Origin of the sequence: Haloarcula hispanica ATCC 33960 (genome assembly GCF_000223905.1) — an archaeon.
In the GTDB taxonomy this organism is placed as follows: Archaea; Halobacteriota; Halobacteria; order Halobacteriales; family Haloarculaceae; genus Haloarcula; species Haloarcula hispanica.
Genome location: NC_015948.1, coordinates 2,883,543 through 2,901,708, shown reverse-complemented (window position 1 = coordinate 2,901,708; position 18,166 = coordinate 2,883,543). Strand labels below are relative to the sequence as shown.

Sequence of the window (18,166 nt, the reverse complement as noted above, 5' to 3'; positions counted from 1 at the left end):
GTTGACAGGGATGACATGGGTTATCACCACCTCGCAGTCGACGATATCGAGCCGACACCGGACCGACCCAGTGTCCAGCGCTCCATCAGTGACGCGGCCGGTCTCGAAAACGCGGCCGTGAACGTCTACGAGGTCGCTCCCGGCGAGGATATCCCGCTCGCGTACCACTACCACGATAATCAGGAGGAACTGTTCTACGTCCTCTCGGGGACGCTCGCCGTCGAGACGCCGGAGCAGACCTACGAGGTCGGCGAAGACGAGGCGTTCGTCGTCGAACCGGACAGCCCCCAGCGGGCGCACAACCCCGAGTCGGCGACCGAATCAGTACGGACGCTCGTCGTCGGCGCGCCCGCGGTGGACGACGTCCACCCGTACGACCCCGAGTAAGCCGAGCGTCGAGATCGTTCCGTTGGCCCGCTACTGGAGCGTAATGGCATAGGTCAGTGCGAACAGCAGTATCGCGCCGGTCGCGACGTTGATAGCCGTGAGTTCCGCCGCGCCGATGACGCTCAGCCCCCAGATGATAGTGGCCGCAAACACCGTCGAGAGCACGACGTTCATCGCGATGAGTACCCGCGGGTCACCCTGCGACCCGCTCGCCCCCTCCTCGAACCCGTTCGCGTCGCTCATGCCCACGAACACGGACGGGACGCCCCTTAGCTCTTTGGCAGCGCCTGGGGAGTTCGATACGCTCGCTCTAGCTGGCGGCGGCCGAGTCGCGCAACTAAACACGCTCGGTACCCAACACGGGCGTATGAACGTTCAAAACCGTCATGGGGACCCGGTCGACCCGGTCCCGTTTCTCGTCTGCACCATGACGGCGGTGATGCTGCTGTTCTCCGTCGGCCCGCTGTACGGCCTCGCGTACGGGCTGCCAGTGTGGGCCGGCCTGACCGTTGCCACAGCCGGGACCGTCGCTGTCGCCGCCGTCGCGTACCACCGGCTTGTCTGGACTGCGCCGCCGCCCTCGGTACAGATAGCCCCGGAACTCCGATTTCAGCGCCTCATTTACATCGGTATCGGCTTCGCTGTCTTGCTGGTCGGCGTCTCCGCCCCGCTGGCCCTGTGATTTACTACCCCGGTGTGTCTGTGGACTGGTATGCGCGAGGTCGAACGCTCTCGGTTCGTGCTGGCGCGGCCGCCGGCTGTCCACCGCACGCTCTCGCCGGAGGCGGTCGTCGCGGCGGAGGGGACGTTTACCGTAACGGCCGTCGAAGAGACTGACACGGGAACCCTGGTTACCGCCGCCGGCCCGGGAATGTCGGTCCCGCTACGCTTCGAGTCCCGGGAGGACGGCCTCCGGTACACTGCCGAGGGCGAGGTCGGCCCGTTTGACCATCTGGAGACCCAAGTCATCGTTACACCGGAGGAAAACGGGTCCCGCCTCACGATGCGGTCGACCGTCTCGCTGAACCTGCCGCTGCCCTTTGCCGACCGAATCGCCGCCTGGAAGCGCGGCAACGAACTGGAGCGGGCCATCGAAGACCTGGCGGCGGACGTGCCCGGGGCGTAAGCCGGCGGGTCAACGTGCTGGGTGTCGGTACGCGGCACTGAGCGACGTGACTACCGCTGGTCGTGAGACGACTGCACACAACCACGGTACGTTTAGTAGCCGTAATTTCAATATACGATCATGAGCATCCTCGACAGCGTCAAGGAGGCACTCACGTCAGAGTCGGACGCGAAGTCCCGCCCCGACGACGGGTCCAAGGGGGCGTACTGGTGTGACGACTGCAGCGTTCGCATCAGAGACGTCGAACTGGAGGGCGAACCGGTCTGTCCGGACTGCGGCGAGGAGATGCGCTTCGAGCGTGCGGCCGGTCGTGACTGTGCCTGCTAAGGGCTCCGGATAACCGTTTCATCCCCCTGTTCTGACGGGAACGGACCCGTGAGCGACTCGCTGTCCGTCCATTCTTCGTCCGTGACGAGCGCGCCATCGAGCGCCGTCCGAAGGGCGTCTTCGTCGTAGTCCGTCCCGATGAACACCAGTTCTGTCCGTCGGTCGCCGTGCTCGTCGTGCCAGTCGAGTTCCGGCCGGTTCGAGCGGTACATGTCCCGCTCGACTTCGGGGAGGCTCGCAATCCAGGGTCCCTGTGCCTCGGCCCGTATCGAAGGGCCGGCCTGGCCGATGACGACGCGGCGCTCGGTGCCCGCCAGCCAGACGGTGCCCTTCGAGCGGACGACACCTGACGGGAGGTCCCGCAACGCGTCGGCGAGTCGGTCGGGGTGGAACGGCCGGCGGCGGCGGTAGGTGAAGGAGGTGACGCCGTACACCTCCTCGGGGTGCTTGTGGTCGGCGTGTCCGTGGCCGGCGTCGTCCGCATCGCCCTCGGCACCGTGGTCGTGGCCATCTCCGCCGTGGCTGTGCCCGGCCTCGGCCAGCGCCCGCTTCCAGCCCGGCAGGTCGTTGATTTCGTGCTGGTCGAACAGCCCGCGGTCGAACAGCCGGTCGGGGTCGACCTGTGAGAAGGTCGTTCGGATAGTCTCGGCGTCTGGCTGGAGCGCCCGCACCAATCCTTCGGCCTCGTCGAGTTCCGCGTCGGAGCAGAGGTCGGCCTTGTTCAGGAGGACGACGTTCGACAGTTCGACCTGTTCGACCATGAGATCAGAGAGGGGGCGGTCGGCGTCGTCGGCCGCTGCGCCGTCGCCATCTCCGTCGGCGTTCGCTTCTACAGTACCGCGACGCGCCGGCGTCTCGCCGGCGAATGCGTCGAGGAACAGTCGGGTATCCAGCACGGTCACGAGCGTGTCGACGCGATAGAGCGCGGCCACGCGCGATTCGGTTGTGAACAGCCGCGCGACGGGCGCTGGCTCGGAGATGCCAGAGGACTCGACGACCAGCGCGTCGAAGTCCCGATTGTTCGCCAGCCGGACGACTGCCGTTTCGAGATCGTCCTGCAGTTCACAGCAGATACAGCCGTTCGAAAGCTCCGCGACGCCGTCGTCGACGTCCAGTTCGGATCCCTCGGCGATCAGTTCCGCGTCGACGTTGACGGTTCCCATGTCGTTGACGAGGACGGCGATGTCGCGGTCGCCGGCCTCGGTCAGCAGGTGGTTCAGCAGTGTCGTCTTCCCGGCCCCGAGGCTTCCGGAGAGAATCGTGACGGGAATTGTGTCGCGCATACCTCCCGTTGTGGGCCGCCTCCCTTCAAATCGCGCCTCGTTTCCGGGAGCCGAACACGACCGCTGTCCCGCCAGAGCGCGTGGGCACTATCGACGGGTAACTGCGACAGCTTTTACTCCGTGCCTCTCGCACACACGACCCACGATGGAACTGGCCGACCGAATCGAGCGCTTTCGCCGGACGCTGCGGGAGTGGGCCCGCGGCCTGTACCACGGCATGATAACGCACCCGGCCTACGAGAAAATCGAGAAGGAGGCCGAGGACATCGAGGACGCGTTCATGCTGGCCTGTTTCCCCGACGCCTTCGGCATCCCGTCGCCGGTGTCGTACTACACCGCCGAACTGCTGCCGTACCTCGAAGACACCTTCGAGGCCTGGGAGCGGCGGCTGTGGGACCGGGGGTCGTACATCGAACGCAAGGGCCAGCAGTACCACTTCTGATGGAACCGTTCGTCTTCTTCGGCGGCAAGGGCGGGGTCGGCAAGACCACCGTCTCCTGTGCCTACGGCGTCAAATCCGCACGTTCGGGCCTCGACACGCTCGTCGTCTCGACGGACCCGGCCCACTCGGTGACCGACGTGTTCGACCAGCCCTTCAGCGACGACCCCGAATCCGTCGAGGGTATCGACGGTCTCGACGCGATGGAAATCGACCCCGAAACCGAGACCCAGCGCCACCTCGACGGCATCCGTAACGACCTCTCCGAGCAGGTGTCGGCAGCGATGGTCAACGAAATCAACCAGCAGCTAGAGATGGCCCACCAGACGCCGGGGGCCTACGAGTCGGCGCTGTTCGACCGCTTCGTCGACGTGATGCGCAACGCCGACCCGTACGACCGGGTCGTCTTCGACACGTCGCCGACCGGCAGCACGCTCCGCCTGCTCGGCCTCCCGGAGTTCCTCGAGGGGTGGATCGACCGGCTGATGCACAAACGCGAGAAGAGCATCGACCTCTTCGAGAAGGCCGCCATCGGGAACAACGAGCCCCGGCGCGTGATGGACGGCGACCCGGTGCTGGCCCGCCTGCAAGACCGCAAGGAGTTCTTCGAGTTCGCCAGCGGCGCGTTGCAGTCCGACGCCGCCTTCTTCCTCGTGCTCAACCCCGACCAGCTCTCGGTCAACGAGACGCGGCGCGCCATCGCCGAGATGCGGGAGCGTGACCTCTCGGTTCGGGGCCTCGTCGCCAACAAACTCACGCCCGAGCCGGACCCCGACGAGGACGGCCGCGGGGCCCGGTATCTCCGAGACCGCGTCGCGACTGAGAACGAACGGCTACAGGAGGTCCGAGAGACGCTCGACCCGCCGCTGGTCGCGGAAATCACGACCCGCACGGCGGAGGTGAAAGGCGACCTGCTCGACGATGTCGCCGCCGAATTCGACGTCGAGACGGACGCCGAGGCACCGACGTTCGTCTGAGCCGGCGACCCGCCGCTCATGTGTGGGCCGCGCATAACCGATAAGTAATCAGATATTAGATTTTCGTTGATAGTCGAAGCCGTGTGACCGAGCGTATTCTGACGGATTTGAGATATATAAGAAAAATATAATAACTATTAATAGCTTGATGTTGGTTACCATTCATGCACATACATGACACAGGTAATCTGGATCGTCCTGGCAGTACTGGTGACGTTCAGCGTGGGGTACCTGGGGTATTCGAAGTACCTCGCGCGGTTCCTCGAACTCGACAACGCCAACGAGACACCGGCACACAAGTACGAAGACGGGCAGGAATACGTCCCGTCGAAGAAACCGGTATTGCTGGGTCACCACTACTCCAGTATCGCGGGTGGGGCACCGATTGTCGGACCGATTACTGCGGGGGCCATCTGGGGGTGGGTTCCCGCACTACTGTGGATCGCTATCGGCAACCCACTGATGGGTAGCGTCCACGACTTCGTCTCGCTGTCGGGCTCGCTCCGACACGAGGGGAAGTCCATCGGCTACATCGTCGGTGAGTACGTCGGCGAGGGCGGAAAGAACATGCTGCTGTGGTTCGCGTTCCTGACGATTATCCTCGTCGTCGCAGTGTTCGCGCTGGTGGTCGGGATCGTGTTCAACGCCTACCCCGAGGTGGTGACGGCGTCGCTGGTCTACATTGCCCTCGCGCTGGCGTTCGGCGTGTACCTCTACCAGCTCAACGGGCCGTTCATCCTCGGCACAGTCCTGTTCGTCGCAGGCGTTTTCGCCGGCGTCTTCGCTGGGATTCAGTTCCCGATTGCCCTGTTCGAACCGACGGCCGAACGGACCGCGGAGATGTCCGTCATCGTGTTGCTCGGCGGGAGCGGTTCCTGGGTGCCTGGCGCGAGCGCGCTGGGCGGCAACACTGCGGCGTGGATACCGGTCATCATGGCCTACGCCGCCGTCGCCAGCGCGCTCCCGGTGTGGGTGTTGCTCCAGCCGCGTGACTACCTCTCCTCGTTCCTGCTGTACACCGGTGTCGGCGGCGCGCTGCTCGCCATTATCGTCGGGACCATCCTCGGCTCGTCGAGCCAGCCGCTGGTCATCGACAGCTCGCTGGGTGCCTTCAACGGCTTCTGGGGCGTCGAGGGTGCGGGTCTGTACCCGCTGTTCCCGCTGCTTTTCATTACCATCGCCTGTGGAACCATCAGCGGCTTCCACTCGCTGGTCTCCTCCGGGACGACGGCGAAGCAACTCGATAAGGAGACCGACGCCCGCCTGATCGGCTACGGCGGGATGCTCGGTGAGGGGCTGCTCGCGGCCGTCGCGCTGTCGACGCTCGCGGTCGCCGGCTTCCCCGACCCTGCGGGCGGTATTGGCGCGGCGCTGCCGAACTTCGCGACGGGTGGTGGCATCATCCTGACGAGCCTCGGCCTCCCACAGTCCTTCGGCGCGCCGTTCATGGCGCTCGTTCTCGTGAGCTTCCTGCTTACGTCTACTGACACGGCTGTCCGGCTCGGCCGCTACATGATGGAAGAGATCGTCGGTCTGCCGGCCGGCCAGACATCGACTGGCCTCGACGTGGGCGGTGGCATCCGTTCGACGCTGGGCGAACTCGGCCGCGGTCGGTACACGAACCCGATCATCCAGTGTGGCCTCGCGTACGTGATGGTCATCTCCGGCCAGTGGGTCGTCCTGTGGGCGCTGTTCGGCGGTGCGAACCAGCTGCTGGCCGCGCTCGCACTGCTGACCGCGACGGTCTGGCTGGCTAACTGGGACAAGAGCAAACAGCTGTACTCCACGGGCGTACCGATGGCCGTCATGGTGGCGATAACCGTGCTCGGCCTCGGCTGGCTCGCGTTCTACCAGAACATCTACCAGACGATTATCGTGGGCGGTGCGAGCGGTGTGAAACTGTTCGCAACGATTATCCAGACGCTTCTGGCACTGACCCTCATCGGCCTCGCTCTGGCGCTGGTCAAGAAGGGGTACGACAACATCAGCACCGTCCGCGAGAGCTACGGCGGCGGTGCCGTCGAACCGAGCGACGACTGACGCAACCGATCTCTTCTCCGTTTTTTCGGCGCTGACAGCGACTGCTACCCGAGCGTCATTTCCAGAACCGCTTGGCGAGCCGCGAGAGAACTCCTTCCTCGGGCCGGGTCACGTCCTCCCAGAGGACGAACGCCTCGACCACATCGGCGGCCTCGCCGGCGACGGCTTCCTGCTCGTCCGGAACGACGACACCAAGGTTGACCTCGTAGTGACCGTAGTAGCCGTATTTCAACAGCGTGCGCTCGCGCTGGCCATCGACGAACGACCGGACTTCCTCGGGCAGTTCGTCGGCGACGAGGACGAACGTGAAGTCGGTGCGGTAGTGCTCCTCGTTCGGCGTGACCCGTTTGTCGGCCAGGTCGTGGCCGAGTTCGACCAGCCGCTTCAGTTCGCCGACCGTCGGCCGGTCGACGCGGCGGGCGTAGAGGTACTCCTCTGATTCGTGGTCGCCGTAGGACAGCGCCGGGTGGAAGAACTGTTTCTGATTGAGGATCCGCATCTCGCCGTAGAGGTCCCAGCGCTCGCCGCGGAGCCGGTGGTCCCGCTCCAGCGTGTAGTTGTACATCAGGCGGTCGCTCACCCGGTCGAAGTACGGGTCGTCCGTCCAGTGTGGGACCTCCTCGATGATTTCGTCGGGCAGCTCCGATTTCGGGACCGCCCCAGTGACGGGGTCCTCCCAGTCGTCCGCACCGTAATTCGGGGGCCCCTTGACTGACCCGGGCTCTGTTTCCTCGCTCATCCTGCCGAATCCCGTGGGCGTTCAGTTCGCACCGGCCCTATGCCGCGGTAGCTCATACCATGCCGATACCGTGTCGGAGTCTTAAGCGCGTCGGTCAGTCGACGGTCGTTCACGGGCCGTACACGACCGCCGCGGCAGGTTTTTGACGCTGGCTTCCGAAATACTCACTAACAATAATGGCGAAAGACACCGAGGCCTGCGGCCGCTGCTCGATGACCGTCGTCGTCGACGCTGTCGACGAAACTGCGGACGAACAGCCCCACGACCCCTTCGGCGACGACCGCATCGAAGTCAACCAGCGGGACATCGAGCGCGTCTCGCCCGAGGCCTGGATGGACCGGCTCTCGACCCGCGTCAACGAGGCCGTGAGTCGCTACGTCTGGGGTCGCTAAGCGAGTCAGAGGAGTGCGTCGATAATCCAGAAGAGGCCGTAGCTCAGTCCGAACGCCAGCGCGAGCGACCCGATCCAGGCCAGCACTGTCTTGCCCATCTTCTCACGACTGACTTCGCCGCCGCCGGCGGCCGCGCCGGAGCCGACGATGGCGGAGACGATGATCTCGTTGAACGACACTGGAATGCCGAAGAAGACGGCCGCCTGCGCGATGATGAAACTCGGAATCAACGCGCCGATGGAGCGTCGCGGGCCGAGCGAGGAGTAGTCCTGTGCCAGCGCTTTGATCATCCGCGGCGCGCCCGTCCAGGACCCGATGAGGAGGCCGAGTCCGCCGAACAGCAGGACCCCGGTGATGGGAATGGCCGCCGTCGGCCCCTCACCGAGTAGCGGGACCAGCGGCCCCAGCGCCAGGCCGACCTGGCTCCCGCCGGCGGAGAAGGCCACCAGTCCACCCATCACCAGCAAGAAGTGCCGCTGCCCGGCGGCTGCGTCCGCTCTGATGTCCAGGTACAGCAGTCCCCCGGCAAGCACCCCGGCAAGGAGCGATACGACGACCATCGACGGAAATATTGGCGTCCCAGCCGCTCGTGCGACGGCGCGGGCGACCGACGCCTGCCTGCTGCCCGGCGCGAGGAGCACGAACTCGATGTTCGCCAGAATCACACCGACCAGCCCGCCCAGCAGCGGTACGAGCCGTTCCTCGGTCGTGGTCTCGTGTCGGAGCGACCACGCCGTCCCGAAGGCGATGCCGCCGCCGACGAAGGGCGTCAGGACCCACAGCGAGACGATTTCGAGGTACTTGGCCGTCGCCGGCTGGCCGCCCATCGCCAGTCCGACGCCGACCACCGCACCGGTGACGGTGAACGCCGTCGCGATGGGGTACCCAGTGAAAATCCCGATGGCGACCAGCACCGCCGCGGTGATGAGGGCGACGATGGCGGCGATAGCCGAGAGGCCGCCGCCGCTCGGGAACAGAACGAGTTCGCTCCCGACAGCCTCCGTGACGTTGGCCCCCTGCAGGACCGCGCCGGCCAGCCCGAGGATGCCGACGAAAAACCCGGCCCGCATCACCGAAATCGCGTTCGCTCCGACGGCCGGCGCGAACGGAGTGGACCCGGACGACCCGGCACCGATAGCCCAGGCCATGAACAGACTCGCGGCTGACGCGACAACAAGCGTCGCAATCGTACTCGTCGCGACCATCTGTCACGGCGTTTGCCCCGGCCTGCAATGAGCCTACCGTTCGCGCGCCTTCGCGAGGCCGACTGCCGACACCGACGCGGTCGTCACGGGCAAACGTTCAGGTGCCAGCGCGTGGTTCGGTCCCGTATGTCCGCCACTGAAGAGACTGTTCGCGTCTGGCTGGTCGAACGAACCTACTCCGACGACGAACAGAACCTCATCATCCTCACGTACGCGACGCCCGACGGCGAACAGTACTTCCGCAAGGAGCGCGCTTTGACCTCGTTTTCAGATGTGCGGGAGACGACGGCCGCCGTCGACGCCGACCCGGACAACCTCGGCTCCGTCGAGGACGAGGACCTTCGGGCGCAGTACGCGGCCGAAGCGACGCGGATGGCCGAGAAACACGACCCCGACGACGCTATCTGACCGTCTGTGTGGCCACGCTTGCGCTTCGTTCGTTTTCGCCTCTCGGACCCAAAACCGGTGCCGCTCGCCCGGCGGCGAGCTCAGTTCGTCTTCGCATCGGTCTCCTCGCCCGGCTCTGTCGCATCCACACCTTCGGCAGCCTCCACAGCTTCGGTGACCTTCTCGGTGTCGACGTGCCAGCGGTCGACGGCCTGCTCGAAGTCGGCGAGCTTGTTGGAGACGCGCATCTTCAGGTCGTCGTCGTTGACGTTGACCTCGAAGACGTACTCGGGGCGGTCGCCGTCGCCGACGCGGCGGAGGTTCGCGCTGATGAGGTCGTTGTCGAAGTAGTAGGGCGCGATCTGTGTCATCACGTTGCGGTAGACGGTGTCCTCGACCTTCCGCAGGGCCTTCCGGCTGGCGGAGTCGGCCGCGCGGGCCACGTAGTCGACGGACTCGCTCCATCGCTCCATCGCCTCGTCGGGCTCGTCGAGGTTTTCGTAGGACTCGCTGAGCTTTTCCCCGGCGGTCTGGAGGTCCTCATCGGGGCCTTTCCCCGCTTGCTCTCCTTTGCCTTCGTCGACGCTCGCCTGGTCGGCGGTTTTCTCGTTGACGTCCTCGTCCAGTCGCTCGTGGCTTTTCGGTCGCCACTCGTCGAACTCACTGAGGGCGTCGTTGTCGACATCCTCGTCCGAAGCGATGTCTTTCAGCGCCTGCGTGATGCGCTCGCCGTGCTCGACGATGTCGACCCAGCCGCCCTTCGTCTTGAATCCTGAAACGCTCTCTTCGATGTCTGCCATGGTATAATAGATCGGTCTATGACAGCCGCGGGACCTGCTGCAGTGGGCTGTCCATCTGTACACAGCGGATTGCTGCTCAGTAGGGTTAAACGTTTCCGCCATGGCGGTAGACATGATACTTACCCGCTCTACTCCTCCCCAGCCCTCGATATCGGCACGCAGACGGCGTGCTGGCACTGCATAGCGACCCGCCCGCTCGGCCCGCTTCGCCCAACACCGAACGGCTGCTTATAAGGATTGCACCCGAACGGTTGTACGATGTCATCCGCACTATTCGTCGTAAGCGAACACGGGTACTGGGGCGAAGAATGTATCGAGCCGCTGACAACACTCTCGGACGCCGGTCTGGATATCACGGTGGCGACACCGACCGGCGAGCCACCGGTGCTTGACGAGCGCTCCGTCGACCCGGAAGAAGTCGGCGAGGACCTCTCGGAGCACGTTCGGGAGGTCCACGAGACCGATGAGCGCCTGAACAACCCGATTCCGCTGGCCCAGGCTGACGCCGAGGACTACGACACCGTCGTGTTCCCCGGCGGCCACGGCGCGGAGTGGGATATCACGCAGGACGTCCACGCCCGCGAACTGCTGCGCGAGAGCGTCGCCGGCGACGACGGCAAGGCGCTCGTCGTCTGTCACACGGTCGGGATTCTGGCGTTCACCAGAAACGCTGACGGCGAGTTCCTCGCCGACGGCCGCTCGGTCACCGGCTTCCCGAACGCCTGGGAGGAAGGCATCGTCGACGAGAACGACCTACTCCCCGACGGCCGGAAGCTCCCGTACTGGGTCGAAGACGAAGTGAAGGCTGTCGGCGCTGACTGGGACGCCGAACTCGACGCCGACACCAGCGTCACGGTCGACGGCGACCTCATCACGGCTCGTGGCCCGCCGTCGTCGGCTGCGGCCGCCCGGACGCTCCTCGACGAACTCGGTATCGAGACGTCCGCGTAACGGGGTCCGGAACGTCAGCTACTGACACACGTCAAAGAATCCGAATTTCTCCGAACAAAGGACATCTCGCCCGGTCGAGTTATCCCGTCCGGTCGTCGTCCCCGAGAATACGTTGTCATACGGTATCGCACGATATAGTCAAATAACGACTGTGTACTAGCTAACCTTCTTGAAGGCCCCGTGCAACGTAGACATACGTATGACTAACAACTCCACGCGCAGGCGGTTCCTCAAGACAGCAGGCGTTGCAGGTGTCGCGGCACTCGCCGGTTGTGGCGGCGACGGTGGCGACGGCGGGTCGACCGAAGGCGATGGCGAGATGACTGACGGCGACGGTGGGACGACTGAGGGCGACGACATGACCGAAGGCGACGGCGGTGACACGGAGACACGCCTCTCGTGGCACGCCGGTGGGACCGGTGGGACCTACTTCCCGCTCTCGAACGAGTTCAAGACGGTCGTCGAGGACAACACGGACTTCACGCTGAACGTCCAGTCGACCGGTGCAAGCGTCGAAAACGTCGGCAGCCTCGCCAACGGCGACGCCGACTTCGCGCTCATCCAGAACGACATCGCCTCGTTCGCGAAGAACGGCACCGGCATCGATGCGTTCCAGGACAACGCCATCGAGAACCTCCGCGGCGTTGCGACCCTGTACCCCGAAACGATCACAGTCGTCACCCTCGCGGACACGGGCATCACGCAGCTCTCCGACCTCGAAGGCACGACCATCAACACCGGCGACCTCGGGAGCGGGACCCAGGTCAACGCGCTCCAGATTCTGGAGTCGGTCGGCATCTCAGACTTCACCGAGCAGAACGCCTCGTTCTCCCAGGCCGCTGACCAGCTCCGGAACGGCGACATCGACGCCGCGTTCGTCGTCGGCGGCTGGCCGGTCGGTGCTATCGAGGACCTTGCGAACACGAACGACCTCGTCATCGTCCCTATCTCTGGCGACAACCGCGACGCAGCGAAAGAGGACGCGTCCTGGTTCGCCGACGACACCATCCCCGGCGGCACCTACACCGGTGTCGACGAGGACGTCGAAACAATCGCTGTGCAGGCGATGATCGCGACGAACGCCGAACAGCCCGAATCGACGGTTGAATCCGTCACCGCGGCTATCTTCGACAACGTCGACGACCTCTCGATCAAGACGGACTTCATCAGCAAGGACTCCGCACAGGACGGGATGTCCATCGAACTCCACCCCGGTGCGGCGACCTACTTCGACGCGTAACGCCGACTGACGCCATCCGTATCGTTCACTATCCGTCTTCTATTACCCAGCAACCGGAATGAGACGACGATACGTCGCCACCGCGGTGCTCGTTTCCCTCCTCCTCATCGGGACTGTAGCGGCGCTACCCGGCGGCCGTGCACTGGTCGTTGCGGACGCCGAGACCGGCGAACAGTATCTTACGGTCCCAGTCGAGGACGGAACGACTGTCGCGCTGGAATACATGCATAGCGTCGAAAAAACGCGTGTCTACGACGAGTACACGGTCCGTGGCGACCATCTCGAAATGACCCGCATGGAGTTCGAATCGTTCGGCTGGGGGCTCCCGAGCGGGGCCAACGTCACCCGCGAAGACGGGGTGTACGTCTTCGACCCACCGGGCAACTACACGCGTGTGACAGTCTCTCCCGGTGATGTTGCAGGGCATAAACTTCACGTCGGAGCCGAAACCTACGATTTGGTAGCCCGCACCAACGGCCGCTCGGTCCATCTCTACGTGACTCAGCGTTCGGCGTTCGGTGCTGCGAAAGACCAGCTCAACACATGACTGACGACACACGACCTGACGACGGCGGGGAGGCCGTATCGGACGAGGAAGTCGACGAAGTACTGCAGGAGATTGAGCGAAAACGCTCCCTCAGGGGCTGGGCGCTCGTCCTCGTCGCGCTCATCGGTATCTCCTTTTCGGTGTTTCAGATGTGGCTCGCGGCGAAAGGGTTCGTCCTCTCGCTCTCGCTTCCGGGTGTTGTCAGCGACCCGGACCAAGCCACCGAGGTCGTGTTCGCGTCGCTGCAACTGCTCCAGATAAACGCCGTCCACGTCTCCTTCGGCCTGATCCTGACGTTCCTCCTCTATCCCGGCAGCACCGGCGACGGTCCGCTCTCCCGGCGCTGTATCGCGCTCGGGTCGCTGGTCGACGAGAAACTCGGCGCGGAGCATCCGGTATCTCGCGTCGTTCACGCTATCGGCGACGCGCTCGCCTGGGCGTTTCTGGACGCCGAAATGGACCGCGTGACGCCCTCTGATTTCGTCTTCATCGCGCTGTCGGTGCTGTCGGCCGCGTACTTCGTTACTGACTTCGACGAGATTCAGCGGATGCGTGCGCTGGGACTTGAACGCGGCCGACCGATTCAGGAAGTGTTCACCTTTCTAGAGCCGATGGCGGGGCTTCTCGGGCCGCTCGCCGATACCTCCTACGCGTTCGTGCTCGGCGCGGTCGGCGTCCTGCTCGTCCTCGAAGCGACCCGCCGGGCCATCAGCCTCTGGCTGATGGTCATCGTCGCGGCGTTCATAGTCTACGCCCGCTTTGGCGTCCTCATTCCACAGGACGCCGCCTACGTCGGCGTGCTCTCCATCCCGGAACTGTCCTGGCCGTCTATCATCCAGAACCTCTGGTACAACACGGAAAACGGGGTGTTCGGGATTCCGGTCACCGTCTCCGTGCAGTTCATCTACATCTTCATCCTCTTTGGCGCGTTCCTCGAGATGTCCGGCGCGGGGAAGTGGTTCATCGACCTCGCGTACGGCGCAACGGGGACACGAAAGGGCGGCCCGGCGAAGGCATCCATTCTCGCCAGCGGATTTATGGGAACCATCTCCGGGTCTTCGATTGCGAACACGGTGACGACCGGTGCGTTCACGATTCCGCTGATGAAGCGGTCGGGCTACTCGCCGGAGTTCTCCGGCGGCGTGGAGGCCTCTGCCTCCTCGGGCGGCCAGATTCTCCCTCCGGTGATGGGGGCCGCCGCGTTCCTCATCGTCCAGTACACGGCGACGCCGTTCGCCGACGTCATCGTCGTCGCGACGATTCCCGCCATCGTCTTCTTCTTCGGGGTCTGGGTGATGGTCCACTTCGAGGCGGTCAAGGAGGACATCGGTGGCCTCGACTCTTCGGAACTGGTGAACATCCGTAGCCACCTCCGGAGCGGATGGTTCTACCTCGTCCCGCTCGTTCTTTTGCTGTACTACCTCATCATCGAGCGGCTGTCTGTCGCCCGCTCGGCGTGGTTTACGCTCATCGCAATCGGAGCCCTCATCGCACTTGTAGCGGCCTACAGCGACGAGACGCGGGCCCGGCTCGGCATTACACTTGCGTCCCTCTTCGGGCTGACGACGCTCACGCAGTACTTCACTGGACAAGGCATTTTCGGATACCTGTTCAATCGGTTCGTACAGGCCACTACGGCATTCCCGCCGCTGTTCAACCGCATCGATGGCCTCGTCGCGGCAGACCTGGCAGCGGAAGGGGCGCTTGCACTGCCCGGCCCACAACCGCTTGGTGCCGCGTTTTCCGCGGCGCTCGGCAATGTCGGCACGTTGATCATCCTCGCCGGCGTCCTGACGCTGATTACCCGGCCCAGACTCGACTCGCCGCTGCTGTCGTTCGACAATGCCGTCGACGACGCCGCCGAAACGACGTCCGATGCTATCGGCCGTCCAGAGTTGGCTTCGAACGGACTGTACAAGCTCGGTGTTTTCCTCGGGAAATCTATGGAAAGCGGGGCCAGAACCGCCGTTCCAGTCGTTATCGCCGTCGCCGCTGCCGGCATCATCCCGGGTGTCATCAGCGTCTCCGGCCTCGGCCCGAACCTCGTCTCGCTCATCACGGCCGTCGCGGGCGGGTCGCTCGTCTTGCTGCTAGTCGTCACCGCGTTCTCGTCGATTATCCTCGGGATGGGGATGCCGACGACGGTGACCTACATCATCCTCGTCTCTCTGCTCGCGCCGGCGCTGACCGAGTTCGGCGTTCCGCTGCTCGCGGCGCATCTGTTTATCCTCTACTTCGGCGTCATCGCCGACATCACGCCGCCGGTCGCGGTGGCCGCCTACGCTGCCTCGGGCGTCGCGAAGTCCGATGCCTTCGAGACCGGTATCGAGGCGTTCTCGCTGTCGCTCAACAAGGCCATCGTCCCGTTCGCGTTCATCGTCACGCCGGGCATCATCCTGTTGCGGCGCAACCCTGACGCTGCCACCCTCGACATCGGGGACAAATACCGGGTCGTCGGGACCGCGGACCTCCTCGATGTCGGCTACGCGATCCCCGAGATTCTCATCCCCGTGATCGGCGTCTTCCTCGGCGTCGTCGCACTGGCCGCGACAGTCATCGGGTTCGCGTACGCGCCGGTCTCCCGTGGCGAGCGGGCAGCGTTCGCGTTCAGTTCGCTCCTGTTGATGGCTCCTGCGCTCGCTGTGTCCGGGGTGTACGACCTCCTCGGACTCGTCGGCATCGTCGGCGGCGAGATGACGGTCCTGCTCGACGTTGTACTCCGCGGCGTCGGCCTCGCCCTGTTCCTCTTCCTCATGGCGAAGAACCGCCAGCGCGGCGGTGACCCTGCGGTACGGTCCGGCACGGCTGAGCCGGCGTGAGTGAGAACCGTTTAACCCATCGGGGGTCAACGGGCACGATATGCCAATCGAACAGCGCGGCGACGCCTCCGTCGTCACGCACGCGCTGGCGCGAGATGAACTGACACGGATACGAAACGTCGAGACCGAACAGGTCGCGTTCCGGAAGGGACTGGTCCGTCTCGGCCGCATCTGTGGCTACGAGATCATCGACGGTCGGATGGAGACCGAGTACACGGAGGTCCAGACGCCGCTGACTACGATGATGGGCGAACGCGTCAAGGGACTCGATGACGTGGTCATCGTCAACGTCCTTCGTGCGGCGACGCCGTTCGTCGAGGGACTGCTCAAGGCGTTCCCCCGCGCCAGGCAGGGCGTCATTTCTGCCAGCCGCGACGAGGAAGCCGGGATGAACGACGACGGCGAGTTCCCCATCTCGGTCGACTACGTCAAACTGCCCGAAATCACCGAGGATGACACCGTCATCATCGCGGACCCGATGCTTGCGACCGGGTCGACGATGACGACGGTGCTCGACTACATCACCTCAGAGAAGACCGAACCGGAGAACCTGCTCGTTCTGGCTGCGGTTTCCGCGCCGGAGGGTATCGTCCGCGTCTCGGAGTCCCAGTCGGACGCAGACATCATCAGCGTCGCTATCGACGACGAACTCGACGAGGACGGGTTCATCGTTCCGGGACTCGGCGACGCCGGTGACCGGGCTTTCCGGACGACGTAAGCGGTCGCGGCCCGCTCGACCTATCGGTTGAGGGACGAAACGTTTTTATCTGTGGCCCGAATCAGCCGATGATGTCGCGATTTTCCGTCTGTACCCAGCTGCTGTACCCCCTTCCTTCACATGGAAACCGACAGACGGCAGCGTAATTTTGGTCCAGTTGAAACGAGAGTGACGGCCGTGAACCGCCCCGCGGTGACCGGGCGTGGCTCCTGTCGGACGGTACTGGACCGGGAGGCTTTCGTACTGACGGCACGGCAACCCCGTATGGTTCGACGACGATACCGCGTTGCGGACACTGCCCAGCAGCTCGTCGGGGGGTTCCTGCTCGCGGGGCCGTTCGTCGTGACTGAGGAGGTGTGGGTGCTGGCCGAGAATATGTCCTGGTATCACGCGGTAGTCGTCGTCGGTATCGTGTTCGCTATCGGCTACGGGGCGCTGTACAAGGCCGACGCCGGCCGAGACATCGACACCGAGGCGGAGGTGGCCGGTATTCCAGTCCGGTTCGTCTCGCTGATGATTGTAGCGTTCGGTTCGGTCGCCATCCTCGCGACAGCTTTGACCGCCCCGGACACGTTTCTCGTCGACGGCGGGATTCTGGCGGACCCGACGCCGATGGCCGTCACTCTGACGACCCTGAAGGCGATCATCGTCGGTGCGATTTTCAGCGTCGTCGGGGCTGCGACGGCGGACAGCGTGTTCTGACCGCGACCCGCACACTTAATTGGGTGCCACTCTCCTTGATGTGCATATGGAGTATACGCTGGCTATCGACAACGCACCGGAGACCGTTCCGGGTGGCACAGGGGTACTGCTCCTGCATCCGAGTACCGGCGAGACGGACCGACTCGACACGGATTTCCTCGCAACCGACACGGATTCGATGCTCGTCATCTCGACCCGGACCACCGCCCGAGAGGTCAAGCAGAAACTGGAGTACTACGAGGTTGACGAGTCGAAGGCGACCATCCTCGACACGCTGTCGGTCGAACGCGGCTATACCCGTCGCCGCTCCGAGGGGGTTCGGTACGTTTCTGCCCCGGACGACCTGTCCGGCATCGTCTCGGAGACCGAGACGTTCTTGCAGGAACACGACGGGAAACTCCGCGTAACGTTCGACTCCCTGACGGAACTCATCTACTACGCCGACGAGGACGGCGCGCTCTCGGCCGTCGAAGACATCCTCGACCTGCTTGCGGAGTACGACGCCGTCGGGATGTTCCACCTTGCCGACGAGGTCCACGACGAGGAGACGGTCGCGGCGTTCCGGGAACTCTTCGACGGTGTCATCGAACTGTCCGAGGACGGAACCATCACCAGTTCCTTCGAGGAGTAACCGGACACGCGCTCCTGAATCCGCCGCTCCTCCGATGAAATTGTGGCAGCCGGCCGACACTACTTCGCCCATCGAACACCCCGATGGCGTCCCTCCCTCTCGAATGAAACGGTGTTTTCACCCGGCAGCGACGCCAACACCCCGTATGTCAACTCTTACCAGACCAACAACAATTAAGAGGGTATGACCCACATACAGGGTTGTATGCCGGAATGCCAGAACTGCGGTAATTTTGTAACGGCTGACTACGCGCGTGTGTTCACGCCGAACGGGGTCGAAAAGCCCAGGGTCTGTCCGCAGTGCGAGGACAAGATTCGCGACGGGGCAGACGTCCGTGAGGCCCGGTCCACACGTCGCGGATAGAACCGATCAGGAACTGCCGCCCTGTGACCTGACGGTTGCGGGGACGTTTTCCTCGCCGGCTGCACTCGCTACCAACCGTTGTTTTGCCGGGAC

The 18,166-nt window shown here is 64.3% G+C and carries 22 protein-coding genes; 17 read left to right on the top strand and 5 right to left on the bottom strand.

Features of this window, described 5'->3' with window-relative positions:
* Positions 1 to 15: 15 nt before the first annotated feature.
* Entirely contained in the window at positions 16 to 387 is a 372-nt protein-coding gene (locus tag HAH_RS14690) for a cupin domain-containing protein (RefSeq protein ID WP_008307272.1), read from the top strand.
* Positions 388 to 417: 30 nt separating this feature from the next.
* On the opposite strand, the gene HAH_RS14685 is transcribed toward HAH_RS14690, so the two are convergent.
* Entirely contained in the window at positions 418 to 630 is a 213-nt protein-coding gene (locus tag HAH_RS14685; RefSeq protein WP_014041626.1) for a hypothetical protein, read from the bottom strand.
* A 124-nt stretch (positions 631 to 754) separates the two neighbouring features.
* Between HAH_RS14685 and HAH_RS14680 the strand changes: the two genes are divergently transcribed.
* The 3 genes from HAH_RS14680 to HAH_RS14670 all read left to right on the top strand — a co-directional run bounded on the left by HAH_RS14680 (position 755) and on the right by HAH_RS14670 (position 1,840).
* Complete coding sequence (locus tag HAH_RS14680; protein ID WP_014041625.1) at positions 755 to 1,069, top strand: hypothetical protein; 315 nt, start codon at positions 755 to 757, stop codon at positions 1,067 to 1,069.
* Between the two features lie 30 nt (positions 1,070 to 1,099).
* Positions 1,100 to 1,513 carry a polyketide cyclase gene (locus HAH_RS14675; RefSeq protein ID WP_014041624.1) on the top strand — a complete coding sequence of 138 codons (414 nt, stop codon included), beginning with the start codon at positions 1,100 to 1,102 and terminating at the stop codon, positions 1,511 to 1,513.
* A 120-nt stretch (positions 1,514 to 1,633) separates the two neighbouring features.
* Positions 1,634 to 1,840 (top strand): hypothetical protein, encoded by a 207-nt coding sequence (locus HAH_RS14670; RefSeq protein ID WP_014041623.1) that lies wholly within the window; start codon positions 1,634 to 1,636, stop codon positions 1,838 to 1,840.
* Here HAH_RS14670 and HAH_RS14665 read toward each other — a convergent pair.
* Positions 1,837 to 3,123 carry a CobW family GTP-binding protein gene (locus HAH_RS14665; protein WP_014041622.1) on the bottom strand — a complete coding sequence of 429 codons (1,287 nt, stop codon included), beginning with the start codon at positions 3,121 to 3,123 and terminating at the stop codon, positions 1,837 to 1,839. The two genes, HAH_RS14670 and HAH_RS14665, sit on opposite strands and share 4 nt — an antisense overlap.
* Before the next feature lie 145 nt (positions 3,124 to 3,268).
* On the opposite strand from HAH_RS14665, the gene HAH_RS14660 reads away from it, so the two are divergent.
* The 3 genes from HAH_RS14660 to HAH_RS14650 all read left to right on the top strand — a co-directional run bounded on the left by HAH_RS14660 (position 3,269) and on the right by HAH_RS14650 (position 6,579).
* Positions 3,269 to 3,565, top strand: coding sequence for a hypothetical protein (locus HAH_RS14660; RefSeq protein WP_004959670.1), 297 nt, complete (start codon positions 3,269 to 3,271; stop codon positions 3,563 to 3,565).
* Positions 3,565 to 4,539, top strand: coding sequence for an ArsA family ATPase (locus HAH_RS14655; RefSeq protein WP_014041621.1), 975 nt, complete (start codon positions 3,565 to 3,567; stop codon positions 4,537 to 4,539). The genes HAH_RS14660 and HAH_RS14655 overlap by 1 nt, the downstream gene beginning before the upstream one ends.
* A gap of 174 nt (positions 4,540 to 4,713) precedes the next feature.
* Complete coding sequence (locus HAH_RS14650; protein WP_014041620.1) at positions 4,714 to 6,579, top strand: carbon starvation CstA family protein; 1,866 nt, start codon at positions 4,714 to 4,716, stop codon at positions 6,577 to 6,579.
* Between the two features lie 55 nt (positions 6,580 to 6,634).
* Here the strand turns inward: HAH_RS14650 and HAH_RS14645 are convergent, their stop codons facing one another.
* A complete protein-coding gene (locus tag HAH_RS14645; RefSeq protein WP_014041619.1) occupies positions 6,635 to 7,318 on the bottom strand; it encodes a hypothetical protein in 684 nt (227 codons plus the stop codon).
* A 176-nt stretch (positions 7,319 to 7,494) separates the two neighbouring features.
* Here HAH_RS14645 and HAH_RS14640 point away from each other — a divergent pair, with 176 nt between their 5' ends.
* Positions 7,495 to 7,710: a hypothetical protein gene (locus HAH_RS14640; RefSeq protein WP_014041618.1), complete on the top strand. Its 216-nt coding sequence runs from the start codon at positions 7,495 to 7,497 to the stop codon at positions 7,708 to 7,710.
* A 5-nt stretch (positions 7,711 to 7,715) separates the two neighbouring features.
* Here HAH_RS14640 and HAH_RS14635 read toward each other — a convergent pair whose 3' ends face one another.
* The gene (locus HAH_RS14635) at positions 7,716 to 8,915 is read right to left on the bottom strand and encodes an inorganic phosphate transporter (RefSeq protein ID WP_014041617.1); all 1,200 of its coding nucleotides are present in this window, start codon (positions 8,913 to 8,915) and stop codon (positions 7,716 to 7,718) included.
* 126 nt (positions 8,916 to 9,041) lie between these two features.
* On the opposite strand from HAH_RS14635, the gene HAH_RS14630 reads away from it, so the two are divergent.
* Positions 9,042 to 9,323, top strand: coding sequence for a hypothetical protein (locus HAH_RS14630; protein ID WP_014041616.1), 282 nt, complete (start codon positions 9,042 to 9,044; stop codon positions 9,321 to 9,323).
* An 80-nt stretch (positions 9,324 to 9,403) separates the two neighbouring features.
* Here HAH_RS14630 and HAH_RS14625 read toward each other — a convergent pair whose 3' ends face one another.
* Entirely contained in the window at positions 9,404 to 10,102 is a 699-nt protein-coding gene (locus HAH_RS14625; protein WP_014041615.1) for a DUF5828 family protein, read from the bottom strand.
* 258 nt (positions 10,103 to 10,360) lie between these two features.
* On the opposite strand from HAH_RS14625, the gene HAH_RS14620 reads away from it, so the two are divergent.
* The 8 genes from HAH_RS14620 to HAH_RS20560 all read left to right on the top strand — a co-directional run bounded on the left by HAH_RS14620 (position 10,361) and on the right by HAH_RS20560 (position 18,073).
* Positions 10,361 to 11,053: a type 1 glutamine amidotransferase domain-containing protein gene (locus tag HAH_RS14620; protein WP_014041614.1), complete on the top strand. Its 693-nt coding sequence runs from the start codon at positions 10,361 to 10,363 to the stop codon at positions 11,051 to 11,053.
* 199 nt (positions 11,054 to 11,252) lie between these two features.
* On the top strand, positions 11,253 to 12,293 hold the full coding sequence (locus HAH_RS14615) for a TAXI family TRAP transporter solute-binding subunit (protein WP_014041613.1): 1,041 nt from the start codon (positions 11,253 to 11,255) through the stop codon (positions 12,291 to 12,293).
* 58 nt (positions 12,294 to 12,351) lie between these two features.
* Positions 12,352 to 12,840 carry a DUF1850 domain-containing protein gene (locus HAH_RS14610; RefSeq protein ID WP_023843457.1) on the top strand — a complete coding sequence of 163 codons (489 nt, stop codon included), beginning with the start codon at positions 12,352 to 12,354 and terminating at the stop codon, positions 12,838 to 12,840.
* Positions 12,837 to 15,659 (top strand): TRAP transporter permease, encoded by a 2,823-nt coding sequence (locus HAH_RS14605; RefSeq protein ID WP_014041611.1) that lies wholly within the window; start codon positions 12,837 to 12,839, stop codon positions 15,657 to 15,659. Before HAH_RS14610 ends, HAH_RS14605 begins: the two co-directional genes overlap by 4 nt.
* A 40-nt stretch (positions 15,660 to 15,699) precedes the next feature.
* Entirely contained in the window at positions 15,700 to 16,377 is a 678-nt protein-coding gene (gene upp / locus HAH_RS14600) for a uracil phosphoribosyltransferase (RefSeq protein ID WP_014041610.1), read from the top strand.
* Between the two features lie 264 nt (positions 16,378 to 16,641).
* On the top strand, positions 16,642 to 17,079 hold the full coding sequence (locus tag HAH_RS14595; protein ID WP_014041609.1) for a DUF2391 family protein: 438 nt from the start codon (positions 16,642 to 16,644) through the stop codon (positions 17,077 to 17,079).
* 46 nt (positions 17,080 to 17,125) lie between these two features.
* A complete protein-coding gene (locus HAH_RS14590) occupies positions 17,126 to 17,710 on the top strand; it encodes a DUF7090 family protein (RefSeq protein ID WP_008307296.1) in 585 nt (194 codons plus the stop codon).
* Positions 17,711 to 17,914: 204 nt separating this feature from the next.
* Positions 17,915 to 18,073, top strand: a complete 159-nt coding sequence (locus tag HAH_RS20560; RefSeq protein ID WP_044952319.1) for a DUF7563 family protein — start codon at positions 17,915 to 17,917, stop codon at positions 18,071 to 18,073.
* Positions 18,074 to 18,166: the final 93 nt, after the last annotated feature.